General features: G+C 64.6%; 13 protein-coding genes. 7 read left to right on the top strand and 6 right to left on the bottom strand.

Features of this window, described 5'->3' with window-relative positions; genetic code table 11:
- Window positions 1–5: 5 nt before the first annotated feature.
- Genes ACM62G_RS27800 through ACM62G_RS27775 form a run of 6 tightly spaced genes read left to right on the top strand, consistent with a single transcriptional unit; the run spans window position 6 to window position 10,819 of the window.
- Window positions 6–1,238, top strand: a complete 1,233-nt coding sequence (locus tag ACM62G_RS27800) for an MFS transporter (RefSeq protein ID WP_419736100.1) — start codon at window positions 6–8, stop codon at window positions 1,236–1,238.
- Between the two features lie 47 nt (window positions 1,239–1,285).
- On the top strand, window positions 1,286–6,622 hold the full coding sequence (locus ACM62G_RS27795; RefSeq protein ID WP_419736099.1) for an amino acid adenylation domain-containing protein: 5,337 nt from the start codon (window positions 1,286–1,288) through the stop codon (window positions 6,620–6,622).
- A gap of 14 nt (window positions 6,623–6,636) precedes the next feature.
- Window positions 6,637–7,398, top strand: coding sequence for a thioesterase II family protein (locus ACM62G_RS27790; RefSeq protein WP_419736098.1), 762 nt, complete (start codon window positions 6,637–6,639; stop codon window positions 7,396–7,398).
- A gap of 14 nt (window positions 7,399–7,412) precedes the next feature.
- On the top strand, window positions 7,413–7,742 hold the full coding sequence (locus ACM62G_RS27785; RefSeq protein ID WP_054061580.1) for an isochorismate lyase: 330 nt from the start codon (window positions 7,413–7,415) through the stop codon (window positions 7,740–7,742).
- Window positions 7,739–9,157 carry an isochorismate synthase gene (locus ACM62G_RS27780; RefSeq protein ID WP_419736097.1) on the top strand — a complete coding sequence of 473 codons (1,419 nt, stop codon included), beginning with the start codon at window positions 7,739–7,741 and terminating at the stop codon, window positions 9,155–9,157. Before ACM62G_RS27785 ends, ACM62G_RS27780 begins: the two co-directional genes overlap by 4 nt.
- A 33-nt stretch (window positions 9,158–9,190) precedes the next feature.
- Window positions 9,191–10,819, top strand: a complete 1,629-nt coding sequence (locus tag ACM62G_RS27775; RefSeq protein ID WP_054064573.1) for a (2,3-dihydroxybenzoyl)adenylate synthase — start codon at window positions 9,191–9,193, stop codon at window positions 10,817–10,819.
- On the opposite strand, the gene ACM62G_RS27770 is transcribed toward ACM62G_RS27775, so the two are convergent.
- On the bottom strand, window positions 10,820–11,431 hold the full coding sequence (locus ACM62G_RS27770; protein WP_419736096.1) for a TetR/AcrR family transcriptional regulator: 612 nt from the start codon (window positions 11,429–11,431) through the stop codon (window positions 10,820–10,822).
- 227 nt (window positions 11,432–11,658) lie between these two features.
- On the opposite strand from ACM62G_RS27770, the gene ACM62G_RS27765 reads away from it, so the two are divergent.
- Complete coding sequence (locus ACM62G_RS27765) at window positions 11,659–12,000, top strand: hypothetical protein (RefSeq protein WP_054061426.1); 342 nt, start codon at window positions 11,659–11,661, stop codon at window positions 11,998–12,000.
- Between the two features lie 145 nt (window positions 12,001–12,145).
- Here ACM62G_RS27765 and ACM62G_RS27760 read toward each other — a convergent pair whose 3' ends face one another.
- From ACM62G_RS27760 to ACM62G_RS27740, 5 genes are all read right to left on the bottom strand, one after another.
- Entirely contained in the window at window positions 12,146–13,516 is a 1,371-nt protein-coding gene (locus ACM62G_RS27760) for a cache domain-containing protein (RefSeq protein WP_419736095.1), read from the bottom strand.
- Between the two features lie 238 nt (window positions 13,517–13,754).
- Window positions 13,755–14,516 carry a substrate-binding periplasmic protein gene (locus tag ACM62G_RS27755; protein ID WP_419736094.1) on the bottom strand — a complete coding sequence of 254 codons (762 nt, stop codon included), beginning with the start codon at window positions 14,514–14,516 and terminating at the stop codon, window positions 13,755–13,757.
- A 206-nt stretch (window positions 14,517–14,722) separates the two neighbouring features.
- Window positions 14,723–15,385 (bottom strand): hypothetical protein, encoded by a 663-nt coding sequence (locus ACM62G_RS27750; RefSeq protein ID WP_419736093.1) that lies wholly within the window; start codon window positions 15,383–15,385, stop codon window positions 14,723–14,725.
- Window positions 15,386–15,571: 186 nt separating this feature from the next.
- The gene (locus tag ACM62G_RS27745) at window positions 15,572–15,937 is read right to left on the bottom strand and encodes a c-type cytochrome (protein WP_419737570.1); all 366 of its coding nucleotides are present in this window, start codon (window positions 15,935–15,937) and stop codon (window positions 15,572–15,574) included.
- Window positions 15,938–16,007: 70 nt separating this feature from the next.
- A complete protein-coding gene (locus ACM62G_RS27740; RefSeq protein ID WP_273822840.1) occupies window positions 16,008–16,292 on the bottom strand; it encodes a hypothetical protein in 285 nt (94 codons plus the stop codon).
- Window positions 16,293–16,522 lie beyond the last annotated feature (230 nt).

The raw sequence follows: 16,522 nt of genomic DNA, 5'->3' as shown, positions 1-16,522 counted from the left end.
CGCGAATGTCTGAAGACCTCTCCACGCTCGCCGTCGTCCGTTCCGAGGGGCACCGGAACTACTGGCGCCTGCTGCCGCGCATCGGCCTGTTGTACCTGGCCTTCGGCATCCTGTTCGGCCTGGTCCAGGGCGGCCTGCCGCCGTTGCTGCGAGCCCAGGGCCTGGAACTGGGGCGCATGGGCTGGCTGTTCCTGTTGCTGCTGCCGTTCGGCATGACGTTCCTCTGGGCACCGTGGGTCGACCGCTGGCGCTGGCCCTGGTGCGAACATCGGGTTGGCTGGATCCTGGCCATGCAGGCCGTGGCGATCATCGCCGTGGTGAGCATCGGCCTCGGCCAGCAGTGGCCTGCGGTGGCGCTGCTGGCCCTGGGGCTGCTGGTGGCCTTTGCCGCCGCGACCATGGACCTGGCCCTCGATGCACTGGTCACCGAAACCACCCCGGCCCATAGCCGGGCCCTGGCCGGCGCGATGAAGGTCGGCGCGCTGAGCATCGGTGCCATGACCGGCGGCGGGGTGTTCGTGATGCTGTTCGAGCGTCTCGGCTGGCAGGCGATCTTTCTCGCCGTGGCCGGTTTGCTGGCGCTGACCACCTTGCCGATCCTCGGTTGGCGCCCGGCGGTCGGCCAGCGGCATGCGGCCGAGCCTTCCGCCAGCCTGTTCCGGGCCCTGGCCCAGCCGATGATGCGCCGGCGCCTGCTGTTGCTGTCCGTGGTTTCCAGTGTGCTGATCAGCCTGTTCAGCCTCAATCGGGTGATGCTTATCGACCTGGGTGTCCCCCTGGAAACCGTCGGCTCGGTGGTCGGGCTGTTGTCGCCGCTGTGTGGTCTGTTCGCCGCCGTGCTGGCGCCCTGGACCCTGCGCCGGCTCGGGCTGCGCACCAGCCTGGCGGTGTTCTGCGTGCTCGGCCTGCTGGCGGTGATGCTGCTCCTGCTGGGCGCCTGGCAGGGCCGGCAGGCGCTGGCGATGCTCGGCGCCATCACCATCAACCTCGGCGTCAGCGGCCTGTACGTGGTGATCTGCGCGGTGATCCTCGGCTGGGCCAACAGCCGCCAGGCCGCCACCGACTATGCGGCGCTCTATGGTATCAGCCGGCTGATCGCCCTGTTCGTGCTGATGACCCTCATGCAAGGCCTGACCCGACTGGGCTGGCCGGTTTTCTACGGGCTCGGACTGCTGGCGTTGCCGCTGGCCGTGAGCCTGCTGAGTCGAACCCTACGGGAGCAACCCGACGGCAACTGAACGCGATTGAACGGCACTTGACTGACTTGATAACAGGAGGTTTCTAAGTGACATATGCCAAACGAGAACTTGACCCGGTCGACGCCAGCGGCGCGACCTCTCTACTCGACCCACTGCGCCAGGAAGTCGCCAGTCTGCTCGACCTCGACCCGCGGGAACTGGACCCGCACCGCTCACTGATCGAATACGGCCTGGAGTCGATCAAGCTGATGCGCCTGCAGACCCGCATGGCCGCCAGGGGCATCAAGCTGCCGAGCCTGGCCCGCCTGCTGGAAGCCCCCACCTTGCAGGACTGGGCCGCCCAGGCCCGGCCGGGCAAGCCACGGGCGCAACTGGCGCCGGTGGCGAAGAGCGAACCGGACGCCGCCTTTGCCCTGACACCGATTCAACAGGCCTACTGGATCGGTCGCCAGGATGACCAGCACCTCGGCGGTGTCGGTTGTCACCTGTATGCCGAGTTCGATGGCCAGGCGGTCGATGCCCCAAGGCTGGAACAGGCCATGTTCCAGCTGCTGCAGCGTCACCCGATGCTGCGGGCGCGTTTCCTGCCCAGCGGTGAGCAGCAGATTTTGCCACGCAGCCCGTGGGCCGCGTTGCAACGCCACGACTGGCGGAACGCCGCCGCGACGGAGGCCGAAGCCGGCCTGCTGGCCTTGCGCGAGCGTCTGTCGCATCGGCGCCTGCGGGTCGAGGAGGGTGAGGTTTGCGATGTGCAGCTCAGCCTGCTGGGCGAAGGGCGCAGCCGTATTCACCTGAACCTCGACCTGCTGGTCGCCGACGTGCTGAGCTTCGAAATTTTCCTGCACGACCTGGCGATGTTCTATGTCGGCCGCGGCGGCGAATTGCCAGCCCTGAGCACCGGTTTCGCCGACTACCTGGCGACCCAGGCACAACAGCGTACAGCGAGCCTGGCGGCCTCCCGGGACTACTGGCGCCAGCGCATCGCCGATCTGCCCGGCGGCCCGGCGCTGCCCCTGGCCCGTCAGCCGGAACAACTGACCCGCACCCGTTTTTCGCGACGGGCCTTCACCCTCGACCTGGCCTCCCTGGCCGCCTTGCAAACGCGTGCCCGCGACGCCGGCTTGACCGTAGCCAGCGTGCTGGCCAGTGCCTTTGCCCAGGTCCTGGGGCGCTGGAGCAGCGACGGGCACTTCGTGCTCAACCTGCCGTTGTTCGACCGCCAGGAACAGGCGCCGGACGTCGCGCACATGATCGCCGATTTCACCAACCTGACCCTGCTGGAAGTGGATGTCAGCCAGCCGCTGAGTTTCGTCGAGCAGACCCGGCGCCTGCAGCGCCAGTTGCATGACGACCTGCAGCACAATGCCTGGTCGGGCCTAGAAGTGCTGCGGGAAATGGCCCACGAAACCCGCCGCAGCGCCCCGGTGGTGTTCGCCTGCAACCTGGACAAGCCGATGCCGGCACCGTTGTTCCGCCAGGAACTGGGCGATCTCGGCTGGTCGGTGTCGCAGACGCCGCAGGTCTGGCTCGATCACCAGACCTATCCGCTGGCCGACGGCCTGATGCTCAACTGGGACGCGGTCGACGAGCTGTTTCCCGCCGGGCTGCTGGATGAGATGTTCGGCTGTTATCGCCAGGCCATCGAATGGCTCTGCACCCAGGACTGGCAGCAGTCGCTGCCGTTGCCATTGCCGCCGCGCCAGCAGCAGGAGCGCGAGCAGGTCAACGCCACGGCCGGCGAGTTGCCCGAAGGCGTGCTCTATCAGCCCTGGCTGCGCTGGGTCGAGGAAACCCCGCAGGCGCCGGCGCTGCTCAGCGACTCGGTGTGCCTGAGTCACGCCGAATTGTTCGAAGTGGCCGCGCACATCGCCAGCCACCTGGTCGAGGCTGGCGTGGTGCCGGGTGACCGGGTCATGGTCTGCCTGGAGAAGGGCCCGGTGCAGATCGCCGCGACCCTCGCGGTGCTACTGGCCGGCGGGGTCTACGTGCCGGTGGCGGCCGATGGGCCGCTGGAACGCCTGCGTCTGATCCACCAGGATTGCGCCGCTCGGGCGGTGCTGGTGGAGCGCGGCGGTGCCGAACGGGACTGGCCGTTCGCCACCCTGGCCGTGGACCTTGCGACCCGCGCCGCCCAAGGCCTGTCGCCGGAAGTGGGGATGGGCCGCGATGAAGAGCTGGCCTACATCATCTACACCTCGGGTTCGACCGGTCAGCCCAAGGGCGTGATGATCGACCACCGCGGCGCGCTGAATACCGTGCTGGACATCAACCGCCGTTGGCAGGTGGATGCCCGCGACCGGATCTTCGGCCTGTCGTCGCTGAGTTTCGACCTGTCGGTCTACGACATTTTCGGGACCCTGGCGGCCGGCGCGGCGCTGGTGTTGCCGGCGGCCGACAGCCTGCGCGAGCCGCGGCACTGGCTGGCCAGCCTGCAACGCCACGACGTGAGCGTGTGGAACTCGGTGCCGGCGCTGTTCGACATGCTGCTGACCGAACTGCAGGGGCAGGGCGCCCGTCTGCCGCAGAGCCTGCGCCTGGCGATGTTGTCCGGCGACTGGGTGCCGCTGGACCTGCCGGCCCGGGCCAGGGCCTGTGGTACGCAGTTGACCCTGGTGGCCCTGGGGGGCGCCACCGAGGCGTCGATCTGGTCGAACTGGTTCGAGGTCGGGCAGGTGGACCCGTGCTGGGCTTCGATTCCCTATGGTTACCCGCTGACCAACCAGTATTACCGGGTGCTCGACAGCCAGGGACGCGATTGCCCGGAAGGGGTCAAGGGCGACCTGTATATCGGCGGTATCGGTGTGGCCCTGGGCTACTGGAACAATCCCGAGCGTACCGCCGCGCAGTTCAGCCTCGACCCGCAGACCGGTGCACGCTTCTATCGCACCGGCGACCTGGCGCGCTATACCGCAGGTGCCCGCCTGGAATTCCTCGGTCGTAAGGACTTCCAGGTCAAGATCAAGGGCCATCGGATCGAACTGGGCGAGATCGAATCGGTGCTGGCGCGCCAGCCCGGCATCCGGGGTACGGCGGTGGACGTCCAGGAAGACAGCGCCGGCAGCCGTCAGTTGGTGGCTTACGTCACCCTGGACCCGGCGCAACGGCACGACCCGCTCAACCCGGTCGGCTGCCGGCAGGAGCCGCCGGCGGACGTCGAGGAGCGCTGGCAAGCCACTGTCGAGGCCGGCCGGGACGAGGTGCAGCAGGCCCTGGTCGATCTGGACCTGCCACGCTTCAATGCCTTCTGGCGTGATATCGAACGCCTGGCCGCGCTCGGCATGGCCAAGACCCTGGCTGAGGCCGGCCTGTTCACCGAAGAGGGCATGACCCACGACAAGGCGCAGGTCATGCAGCGCCTGCAGGCCTTGCCGCGTTATGCCAAGCTGGTGGGGCAATGGCTGCAGACCCTGGCCGACGACGGTTTCCTGCAGGCGGGCGACGGTGATAGCTATACCGCCCGCCGCGGCTTGGGTGCCGAGGCCTTCGAGGCGGCCTGGCAGGCCCTGAGCGATATCGGCATGCTCGGTGACCATGCCGAACAGGTGCTGGCCTATATCCGCCGCAGCATCGACGGCCACCTGTCGCTGTTCCGCGGCACCCTCGACCCGTTGGAAATCTACTTCCCCGAGGGCTCGACCCGGGTCGCCGAAGGCATCTACCGGTTCAACCCGGTCAATGCCTTCCTCAACCGGGTGGCGGCGCAACTGGTGGGGCACCTGGCCGGCAACCGCCAGGGCACCCTGAACGTCCTCGAGGTCGGTGCGGGTACCGGCGGTACCAGCGAATCGCTGTTTGCCGCCCTTGAGGGGCACGATGTGCGCTATCGCTTCACCGACCTCTCGGATTTCTTCCTGGAGCGCGCCCGCCAGCGCTTCGCCCGCTGGGACTTCATCGACTACGGCCACTTCGACATCAACGACGAGCCCGAGCCGCAAGGCGTACGCCTGGGGTCCCAGGACCTGGTGGTGGCGGTCAACGTGCTGCACGACGCGCGCAACCTGGCCAACACCCTGGCCTCGCTGCGCCAGATCCTGCGCCCCGGCGGCCAGTTGCTGGTGATCGAGGCGACGCAGAACTGTCGCCTGCAGATGGTCAGCATCGGTTTCATCGAAGGCATGAGCGACTATGACGACTGGCGGGTGGAGAACAACCTGCCGTTCCTGTCGTTGCCGCAATGGGAGGCCGAACTGCGTGGCAGCGGTTTCGCCCGGCAGCGGGTGTTCCCCGAGGCCGGCAGCGAGGCGGCGGTGATTGCCCAGCATGTGCTGCTGGCACAGAACCTGGAGCCGGCGGTCCGTCTCGATGCCGAGCGCCTGCGGCGGCACCTGGCGGGGCACCTGCCGGAGTACATGCTGCCGGCGCATTGGGTCACCCTGCAGCGCTTGCCGTTGAGCGGCAACGGCAAGGTCGATCGCGGCCGCCTGCCGGCCCTGAAGCTGGGCGACAAGGCCGGCAGCGATGACTACGAGCCGGCCCATCCGGGGCTGGAAACCCAGGTCGCAGCCCTGTGGGCGCAGTTGCTCATGCGCGACAAGGTTGGCCGACGCAGCGATTTCTTCGCCCTGGGCGGCGACAGCCTGCTGGCCACGCGGCTGATGGCCTTGCTGCGCCAGCAGTTGGCGTGCGAGGTGCATTTGCGCGACCTGTTCCAGCATCCGCGCCTGCAGGATTTCGTCGCTTGGCTGGGGCAGCCCAAGGCCGAACAGCCACTGGTGATGCTCAATCGCCCGGTGGGTGGAGTCAATGTGGTCTGCCTGCCGACCGCTGATGGCGAGTGCGAGAGCTATCGGCAGTTGGCCGTCCGCCTGGACGGGCAACTGAGCCTGGTGGGCCTGCGCGATCCCCAGGGGCGCTGCGGCAGCGAGCTGCCTGCGGCACTGCACGGCTTTATCGAGACCCTCAAGGCATTGCCCGGACCGGTCCTGCTGCTGGGCTGGTCGGTGGCGGCGAAACTGGCCACGGCGCTGGCCGGCGAGATGGAACGCCGCGGCCAACCGGTGGCCGGGCTGATGCTGCTCGATCCGCTCTCCACCCGCTGCTTCGAGCAGGATGGCGTGCTGCAGCCGGCGCGTTTCTTCGGCTTGCCGCCGGTGCCCGCCGGCGATCTGTACCTACAGGCGCGGCAGGCCGGGAGAATCCCCCATGGGCTGGAACCCGATGCATTCCAGGCGCTGCTGCAGCGTTGTCGCAACCTGCATGCCGGGCTGGCGGGCTACCCGACGCCACGGCTGGCGGCGCCGGTGCGCGTCCTGCAAAGCGCGGCGAGTGCCGAATGCTGGTCCGAGCCGTTGCACGACTGGCAGGACCTGCTGGAGCAGGCGCCGGCGCCACAGACGCTGTGGACGCTGCACTGGGAGCTGTTGAGTGATCAGGAGTCGCTGGCGGTCATTGCCGAAACCTTGCTCGGCCTGACCCGCGACTGACCTGGAGAACGCTCATGAAGCTGACTTTCGAAGCGCTGGGCGGTCAGTCGCCCAGCCCCGTGCACCTGTTCATCTTCCCCCACGCCGGCGGTCAGCCGGCGACCTACCGGCCCCTGGCCGAACACCTGGGAACCGCTGTGCAAGTCTCGGCCATGCTCTATCCCGGGCGTGGACGGCGGATGTTCGAGCCGTTGCCGGGCTCGATCGCCGAACTGGCCGAAGAGGCCCTGGCGGCGCTGCCGCGCAACCAGCAACTGGTACTGCTGGGGCACAGCATGGGCGGCTTCGTTGCCCATGCGCTGGCGGCCCGGCTGTGCGAGCAGGGGCGGCCGCCGGCGCGGCTGCTGTTATCGTCGGTCCGCGCGCCGCACCTGACGCCGCATCGCTGCCTGGCCGGGCACTCGGATGAGGCGTTCGCCACGGCCCTGCTGGAACTGGGAGGCATCGCCCCGCAACTGCTGTGTGATGCCGAGGCGCGGGCGTTGTTCCTGCCGATGCTGCGTGCCGACTTTGCCCTGGCCGAAGCCCATCGCGCCCAGCCGCCGAAGCCCCTGGACTGTGCCGTCAGCCTGTTTCACGGGCGTGATGACGAGCATGTGCCGCTGGCCGACCTGGAGCGGTGGCGCGACTGGGCGGCCATCGACCAGTTGCATCTGCAACCGGGCGGGCACTTTCACCTGCTGCAGCAGGTGGCCGAGTTCGCCGGCAGCGTAGGGCCGCTCGCGCCTGCCAACCTGGCGGTCCATACCGCTTCCCGCAACGTCCACCTCCGTTAACCGAGATCAATGCCATGCCGACTGTGAACCTCAAGACACCTGAAGCCTGCCTGGACCTGAATGACATTCGCGACGGTATCGATGCGCTCGATCATCAGATCCTCGAAACCCTGCAACAACGGCTGCGCTACGTGAAGGCCGCCGCCCGATTCAAGCCGAGCGAGCAGAGCATCCCCGCGCCGGAGCGGGTGGCGGCGATGCTTGCCGAGCGCCGCCAGTGGGCGGAGGCGGCCGGCCTCGAGGTCGGTTTCATCGAAAAACTCTACGAGCAGATCATCCACTGGAACATCCAGCAGCAGATCCTGCACTGGCGCGCCACTTATCCTGAACGGGTGCAAGCATGAGTCCCTTTATCGATCGCACGGCCTTGCGCGACTGTCTGGAGCAGGCCCGGCAACGCGCCACCGACCAACAACGGCCGGTCCTGGCCTGTTTCAGTTGCCCCTGGCCGGCCTGTGACGGCCTGCGGGCCTTTGCCGCCGCCTGGGGCTTCACTCAGGCCGTACTCTGGCAGTTCGCCGAATCGGGCCCGGCGATGGTGGGCGTCGGCCGTGCCCTGGAACTGGGGCTGCAGCAGGACCAGTCGCTGGTCGAGCTGCAACAGGCCTGGCAATGCTGGATGGCCGAGGCGGTCATCGTCGGACCACAGCGGCCACGGCTGTTCGGCGGCCGCACCTTCGACCGGGAAAATCCCTGCTCGGAACAATGGCGGGCATTTACCGAGGCCGCTTTCGTCCTGCCCCGGCTGAGCCGCCAGGGCGAGCATCTGTTGCTGGCCAGCCAGATCGACGAACAGACCGACTGCCAGGCGTTGTGCCAGGAGCTGCTGGACGACCTTTATTACTGGTGGGAGACGGAGCAGGGCAGGCCGGTGACGACCTTGCAGCCGGGACGCAATCCGCGGGTTCGGGAAAGCCTGCCGGCGGAGGAATGGAAGGCGCGGGTGAAGCGGGCCCTGGCCGATATCGAAAGCCGCCAGTTGCACAAGGTGGTGCTGGCGCGCGAGGTCAGGATCCAGGCGGACACTCCTTTCAGCCTGCCACGCATCCTGCAGGCCCTGGCGCAGGGCAACCCCGGAGCCTATCTGTTCGCCTTCCGCCGTGGCGACAGCTGCTTCCTCGGCGCCACGCCGGAACGCCTGGTGCTGCAACAGGCCGGGCAACTGCGGACCACCGCGCTGGCCGGGAGTATTCCCCGTGGCACCTGCGCGCAAAGTGATCGGGCCAACCATGACCGTCTGTTGGCCAGCGCCAAGGATCGCCATGAGCATGCGCTGGTGGTGGAAACCCTGCGCAGTGACCTGAGGCGCTTCACCGCCGAGTTGCAGGTGCCTGAGGTCCCGGTGGTTCACCGACTCAAGCATATCCAGCACCTGATGACGCCGATCCACGGCCGTCTGCTGCCCGAAGTGCCGCTGCTCGCGGTGGTCGAGGCGCTGCACCCGACGCCGGCGGTGGGCGGGCTGGACCGTCAGGCGGCGATCCGCTGGATTCGCCGGCACGAGAGCCTTCACCGCGGCTGGTACGCCGCACCGGTCGGCTGGCTGGACAGCGAGGGCGATGGCGAATTCGCCGTGGCCCTGCGTTCGGCACTGGTGCGCGGCGAGCATGCCTGGGCCTTTGCCGGCTGCGGCCTGGTGGCCGGCTCCGAGCCGGAACTGGAATACCGCGAAACCTGCGTCAAGTTGCGGACCATGCTCGATGCGCTGGCACCGGGCCTGAGTGAAAACCTGGTCGAGGCATCGCGGCTGCAGGCCTGACAGGAAGCCAATCATCCAAAGGGATTTTCAAGCATGCATCAGAATCTGAGTGAACTGAGGGCGCAGTGCGTGGCGCCGCCCGCCGGCCTGGCCAGCGAATACCGTCGTTTGCCGTACTGGCAGGAACTGAGCCTGGGCCAGATGCTCAAGGCCCAGGCCGAGCGCCATGGGGAACGCCCGGCGCTGGTCGATGGCGAGCGCTGCCTCAGTTATCGACAACTGTACGAAGGTGTCGAGCGCCTGGCCACCGCACTGTGGAGCCGCGGCCTGCGGCCGGGCCAGGTGGCGATCGTGCAACTGAACAACCAGGCGGCCGTCGTCGAACTGGTGTTCGCCCTGTTCCGCCTCGGCGTGGTCCCGGTGATGGCCCTGCCGGCCCATGGCGAACGGGAGATCGGCCAGTTCGTCGGCCTGACCGATGCGGTGGCCTGGTTCCATCCGCAGTACCCCCATGACAGCGCCAGGCAGGCGGTGGTCGAGCGCATCCGTATCGGCTCGCCGTCGTTGCGTCTGGTGGTGGCGGTCGAGCCGCAGGAGTCCTGGCGCGACCTGATGGCGGGGCAGGACACTGCGGCGACCATCGCCCAGCCGAGCCCCGACGATATCGCCTGCTTCCAGCTGTCCGGTGGTACCACTGGCATCCCCAAGCTGATTCCACGGCGGCACAACGAGTACCTGTACAACGCCCATGCCAGTGCCCACGTCAGTGGCCTGGACAGTGACTCGCGCCAGTTGGCGGTATTGCCCATGGCCCACAACTTCCCCATGGCCAGTCCCGGCTTCATCGGCACCCTCAGTGTCGGAGGCTGCGTGGTGATTGCCCGGGATCCGAGCCCGATCGAGTGCTTCGAACTGATCGAGGCCCATGGCGTCACCCATGTCTCGCTGGTTCCGACCCTGGTTCTGCTGTGGCTGGAGGCCGCGCAGGAACTGGCACCGGTACTCGACTCGCTGCAGGTGCTGCAGGTCGGCGGGGCCTCGTTCGCCGAGGATGTCGCGCGCCGCGTCGAACCGACCCTCGGCTGCCGACTGCAGCAGGTGTTCGGCATGGCCGAAGGGCTGCTGAGCTTCACCCGCCTGGACGATCCGCTCGATCGGGTCTGCACCACCCAGGGCCGGCCGCTGTCGCCGGCGGACGAAGTGCTGATCGTCGACGACCAGGATCGGGAGTTGCCGGTGGGGGAGAAGGGCCATTTGCTCGTGCGTGGGCCGTACACCCTGCGCGCCTACTACGGTGCGCCCGAGCATAACCGGCACGCCTTCCGCGCCGACGGTTTCTACCGCACCGGTGATCTGGCCCGGCGTGACGCCGAGGGCTACCTGCGTCTCTGCGGGCGCGACAAGGAGCAGATCAACCGGGGTGGCGAAAAGATCGCCGTGGACGAGGTCGAGAGTGTGCTGATCAGCCACCCGTCGATCTATGATGCGGCGGTGGTCGGCTTGCCGGACGAGTACCTGGGGGAAAAAAGTTGCGCGTTCATCATCCTGCGCCAGCCCATGGAATCGCGGGAAATCGGTGACTTCCTGCAGCAGCAGGGGCTGGCGAGCTTCAAGCAGCCGGACCAGTACTGCTTCATTGACGTGTTTCCGGCCACCGCGGTGGGCAAGATCAGCAAGCGTGGGCTGCGCGAGCGCCTGCGTGAGCAGTACCTGACCGGCTGATCAGGCGGGACGGGTGATCAGGCTCAGGGCATAGGCCAGGAAAGCCTGGTCACCCGGCACCGGGTGGCCGCTCACGGCGATGGCATCCTGGGCCTCGATCCGGCTGTGCAGCCAATACTGGATCAGCCCGCCGACAGTGATCATCGCCTGGCCGGGCGGTATGTCGTTGCGCACGTAACCGGCTTCCTGGGCCCTGGCGAAAATCGGCACGAACAGGTTGTTGAGCTGTTCGGAGCGTCTTTTGCGTTCCTCGTCCTGCTTGCCCATGATCCGCCACAGTTGGAAGCGCAGCGCGCTGGGGTGGGATTTCCAATAATCCATATAGGCGCCGACCAAGGTCGGGACGGTCTGGGCATCGACGGCGTTTTCCGTCAGCGACAGGTCCTTGAACCACACCTGGAAATCGGCGGTGACCCGCTCGCCCACCTGTTCCCAGAGGGTTTCCTTGTCCTTGAAGTGATGGTGGATCAGCGGCGGCGAAACCTGGGCGGCCAGGGCCACCTGGCGAATCGATGCACCCTCGAAACCCGAGACGGAAAATATCTTCAGCGCCGCATCCAGGATCAGGTCGCGGGCATCGGGGCTCGAGTAGTGCGGGCGTAGTTCAGGCATTGTCGGTCTCCAGACTGGCCGCCTGAGTCTAGCCATGACTGACCGCCTGATCAACCGGCTGAACGCCTTGAAAATACCGTTGCTGAATCACGCTGGAGCAGGGCAAGGGCAGTGAACTATCGGTTCCGGTAATAGTGAACATCAAGCATCGCAAGTTCCGTTTTGCCGGGGCACACCGGAAAATTGCCGCCATTCCAACGAACAGCGTCTTTAACCAGGATTTGCCCATGCGCCGCTTACTGCTTCCCGTTCTGGCCTTCGCCGCCTTGTTGCTCCAGGGGTGTGCCTCCGCCCCCAACGACCCGACGCTGACCCTGCAGACCAGCAAGACGCCGGAGGAGTACACCGAGTGCGTGGTGCCGAAACTGCAGAAAAACGCCCTGACCCCGATGGTTTCCCAGAGCCAGCGGCACTACAAGATCGTCGTGGCCAGCAAGTTCGCCGCGGACAATGTGCTCGAGGCCTACAAGGCGCCCAGCGGCGGCAAGGTGTTTCTCTATGAACGGCAACTGCTGGCATCGACCTTCAAGGCCTCGCCGTTCGAGCGTGCCGCGCAGGATTGCCTGTAACCAGGCTGTGTACGAAAGTAGATTAGGCAAGGCAAGAACCGGCTCGGAGCGCCCGGGGTCGCGCCCGACTTGACTGGTTGTCAATGAGCATTCCGAGCCGGTTTTAACGGCGCATAACCAAGTTTCAAGCGACTTCGTACATAGCCTAGCGGTCGGCTTCTTCCCTGGGCCGAGCTGCCGGTAACAACACATCCAGTTCACTTCTACCCGGTATCGATGTCAGTTCGACGCGTCCGCCGAGCTGTTCGACCCGTTCCCGAATATTGCGCAGACCGATACCGGCCTGGCTGCGGGTGACCTGGGCGATGTCGAAACCGATCCCATCGTCGACCATTCGCAGGCGGATCGAGGTTTCGCTGCTGTACAGGTTGATCGAAACGTGACGGGCCCGGGCATGCCGTTCGATGTTTGCCAGGCCCTCCTGGACGATACGGAACAACGACACCGCCGCCTCGTCGGCCAGGCGGCTGTCGAAGTCACTGACGCTGCAACTCACCTGCAACCCCGTCCGCTGCTCGAACTCCGCGGCAAGATGACCGATCGCCGCCGGCAGGCCGAGGCTGTCGAGCAGCGACGAGCGCAGGTCGTGGGACAGGTTGCGCACTTCGCCAATCGCTTCGCCCATGCGCTCGGTGGCTTCTCTGAGGATGCCCAGGCCCTTGGCGTACTGTTGTTTTTCGAAGACATGCCCGGCCAGCTCGAACTTGAACTTGATCGACACCAGCAACTGGCTGATCCCATCATGCAGCTCGCGGGAGATCCGTGAGCGTTCCTCTTCCTGGAGGCTGACGATACGCCGGGTCAACTGCCGCAGCTTGCGGTCGGCCAGGCGCTGCTCGCTGAAGTTCAAGGTCATGCCGCCGGCGAACACCAACAGCACCGCGACCAGTGCCACCAGGGCGATCGCCAGCATGGTTTCGTGAATGCCACGGGCCACCTCGTCGCGGGCCTGCCGGGTGGCCTGGTCGACATCTTCCAGGTAGATGCCGGTGCCGAGCATCCAGCCCCAGCGATCGAGCATCACCACATAGGACAACTTGCCGGTGACCTGGCCGGTGGACGGCTTGTTCCAGGCATAACGCTGGAAACCCGTGCCGGATTGTGCGGTTTTCAGTAGTGCCTGGATCACCGCCAGGCCGTGGGGGTCCTGCATCTCCCAGAGATCCCGGCCGACCAGCTCCGCCTGCCGCGCATGCATCAGGTTGCGCCCCTGGCGGTCATAGACGAAGAAATAGCCATCGACGCCGAAACTGAGCTTGCGCAGCACCTCCAGCACCTGCTGCCGGGCCTGTTCATCGCCCTGGCCGTCGTTATACAACGGCGCGATCAGGCTCTGGGCGAGGGCGACATGGTTCTTCAGCTCGGCGCGTTTGCTGGCCAGGATGCTGTGTTCGATCAGTTGCGCCTGCTGGTCGCCCAACTGGCGGTTGAGGGAAAACACCAGGCCGCAGATCACCGCGATCGCCAGCGCCAGGGGTAGAATCCCCAAGGCGACGATTTTGTGTTTGAGCTGCATCTGGGCTCCTGTCCGGCTCATGTGGGGAGGGTTGTCAGGCAATTCGTAGAGACGACGAGCTCAGTCCTACGGATGTCTTGTAGATATCGGACGACCACATTGGGCCAGTTCCATCAGGCGGAAACAAGGTATGCAACAACAAGAAAGGGCACTGCCAAGCCTTGCCTGGCTTTGGACTGCCCCCTGAAAGGCGGGCAGACCCACCGTAACCTCAAACAGGTGGGGAGTGCAGCTATCATCACTCCGGCATATACCTCACCCGCAACCGCTCCAGGGTCCCATCCCGACGCAGTGCCTCCACGGCATTGCGCAGCCGCTTCACCAGATCCGCGGAACACTGTTTGGAGCAGGCCAGATACACCTGCGCCGAACTCATCACCGGGCTCATGTACAGCTTGCGATCGGAGAGCTTCGGCCAGATATAGCGGCTCTCCGGAACGCCATTGAACCAGGCATCGATCCGGCCCATGAGCAGCATCTGCGCGGGATTGTCGCCGATGGTCAGCGGGTAGATCTGGTCCTTGTCAAAACCCTGGGTACGCAGGATTTCCTCCTGCGCGCTGCCCAGCCCGACACCGATCACCCGATAGGTCTTCCTGGCCTGGTCGAAGCTGGTCACCGGCTTGTCGAGACTGAAAAACGCCCGGTCCATGCTCATGATCGGTGCGATCCAGGTGAAGCGATCCTCACGTTCCGGTGTGCGCGTCAGTGGTGCAATCAACAGATCCTGCTTGTCACTGACATGCCGCTGCGCCCGGGCCCACGGCAATGCCTCTATATGGGCGGTGTGGCCTGTCCTGGCGATGGCCTGCACGGCAATATCGCCGACGATGCCATGTCCGTTGGAATCGTCGACAAAGGTCAACGGTGGCGCATCGAGGATGTACAGATCGATGGGAGAGGGCGCGGCCAATGCGGCCTGTGCAGTCAGCAGCGACAGGGAAAGACACAGCCGGGCCAGCCAGGGACGGGGCGTCGATGGACGGGCGGCGGGTTCCACGGCAGGTCTCTCTAGCGCGGCGGATGTCATGGGGCAGTAGCCTGACTGATAGCAAACGGCTTCAGAGTAGCATCAGAGCCCTCGGATGGTGCATCGTTCCCAAATTTTGTGCACGTGCCCTGCACGCCCATTGAGCGTTCTTGGCGGGCGCCACCCGGTTGCGCAGTGGCGCTTGCTTTTATGAGTGAGAGCCGGTGGCGCGGCCGTTAGATCGGCGCTGCAAAGCTTTTGAGTGCGCGAATGATCTCTGTGGCTTGAGTGATTTCCTCGATGATTTCATGGGGGCTCAGAGACGATCGGCTTAGTTGACTCTGGTAGAGCGAGATAAAGGTATTGAGATTGGTTTTTTGGATATCAATCGATGACTTTACGGCTGAGATCACCAGGATTTTCTGGATCTTTTCACGAATGTCGCTGGCATTTACAGAAGTTGCCCAGATCCTGAGGTCCAACTTGACGATGGAGGGGCCGTCAGTCAGGACGAAGTATCTGTCCTTTCCTGCCGTGAGTTCTTCGTCGTGGGCGAGAAAGGTCCTGATAATGTCCGCTATCTGGCTGCCAATGACATTGCGCATCCTGGCAGAACCGCCTGCGACGATTTTTTCCAGAGGCCCCATGACCGCACCGAGCACCTGGCGATCGGTCACGGCAGGGTTGTAGGCATGCACCTCCGAATAGGTATCGATGATGTTCGAAATGGGCACTATCTGATTGTCGCTGCCCAGGGAGGTATTCAAGCGGTTCGTGAGCTCCAGCTCGGCGACTGTGGCGCGTGCCTTGCCCAGATCGAAGAGCGTTTTCACATGCTCGCGCACATTTTCAAGCTCCTCATCGTTGAACAGCTTCAAAGCTTCCTTGAGTTGCCCCATGTGTACGTCCTCGCCGGTTCAGGTTTTGAGTGGTTTTAACACAGCCGGAATCAACCGAGAAGCGGGCGGTTAAATGACTGGAATTGGATAACTCAACTAAATCTCCATTTAGTTGAGTTATCTCATGAGTTGCCCGTGAAGGTCGTATCCCAGCAGTGTGAGGGGATGAATGTCAGTCAAGCGGGATTATCGACTTTCTGAAATAGCACCCACCATGTATTGGTTCAAATCGCGAAAATCCTTAACGCTCCAGGCGTGCGAAGGCAGCTTTACACCGTTCTCCTGCAAGGTTCTTGGAATCAAATCCCCTATTACCGATGAAACAATAACGCCCGGGTAATCATTCAACCGCTTTTTGAAGGCTGACGTCGTCAGATCAGGCGTGGGAGGATTGCTTTTTTTAGCCAGCGGGCCTGTTCCCTTGATATCGGCACCATGGCACATGGCGCATCGTTGTAAATAGAGGTTCTTCCCATTGATGTTATCCGCCAGGGATGGCGATGCCTGAATGAGCGATAGAGTGCCGAGTAAGGCCATGAGTGGTGCCTTCATTCCACGAAGCATGCTGATCCCTTGTTTATGCTGAGGCTGGATACGTCATTGGGGCCTTTGTCTGGCCGGGTCAAAGGCCTTTCATGCATTTCCTGACGTCATCGTCGATCACATTGCCAGGCTTGATGCAGTCCTTGAGCGCCTTTTTATCTGGCAGGCCGTCGAACTCGGCGCGTGCCTGAGCGCGACATTGCTTGTTCATTACGTTGGCGAACTCCGAGCGTTGACCTTTGTAGACTCCGCAAAGCACTGCGTCCGAGACTTTCTGAACCTGAGCAGTGAACGGTTGCGTGATAGGTTGGGCTGATCCTGTGCTACAGACAAACAGCATGGCTGCGGTGATGATCCATTTCATGAAGCGTCCTTGGAGGATGTGGCGATGCAATGAGCGAAACGTCCGGGAGCGAGACGTTAGCGCAAGGTCTTGATTTGCGTAAGGTCCGGCTCGTGAATTCTGTGGAGAAGCGGACTGAACGAGTCATATTATACTACGCATAATGTATATTATGTTAAATCGTGTATGTGCGTAATGGCGTTCACACTGCCCCTCGTCGAATCTGCTTGCCGGAACGTAAAATGGCGCCC

Origin of the sequence: Pseudomonas sp. COR18, from assembly GCF_048568395.1 — a bacterium.
Taxonomy (GTDB): domain Bacteria; phylum Pseudomonadota; class Gammaproteobacteria; order Pseudomonadales; family Pseudomonadaceae; genus Aquipseudomonas; species Aquipseudomonas fuscovaginae_B.
This window is presented reverse-complemented; position numbering and strand designations above follow the sequence as displayed.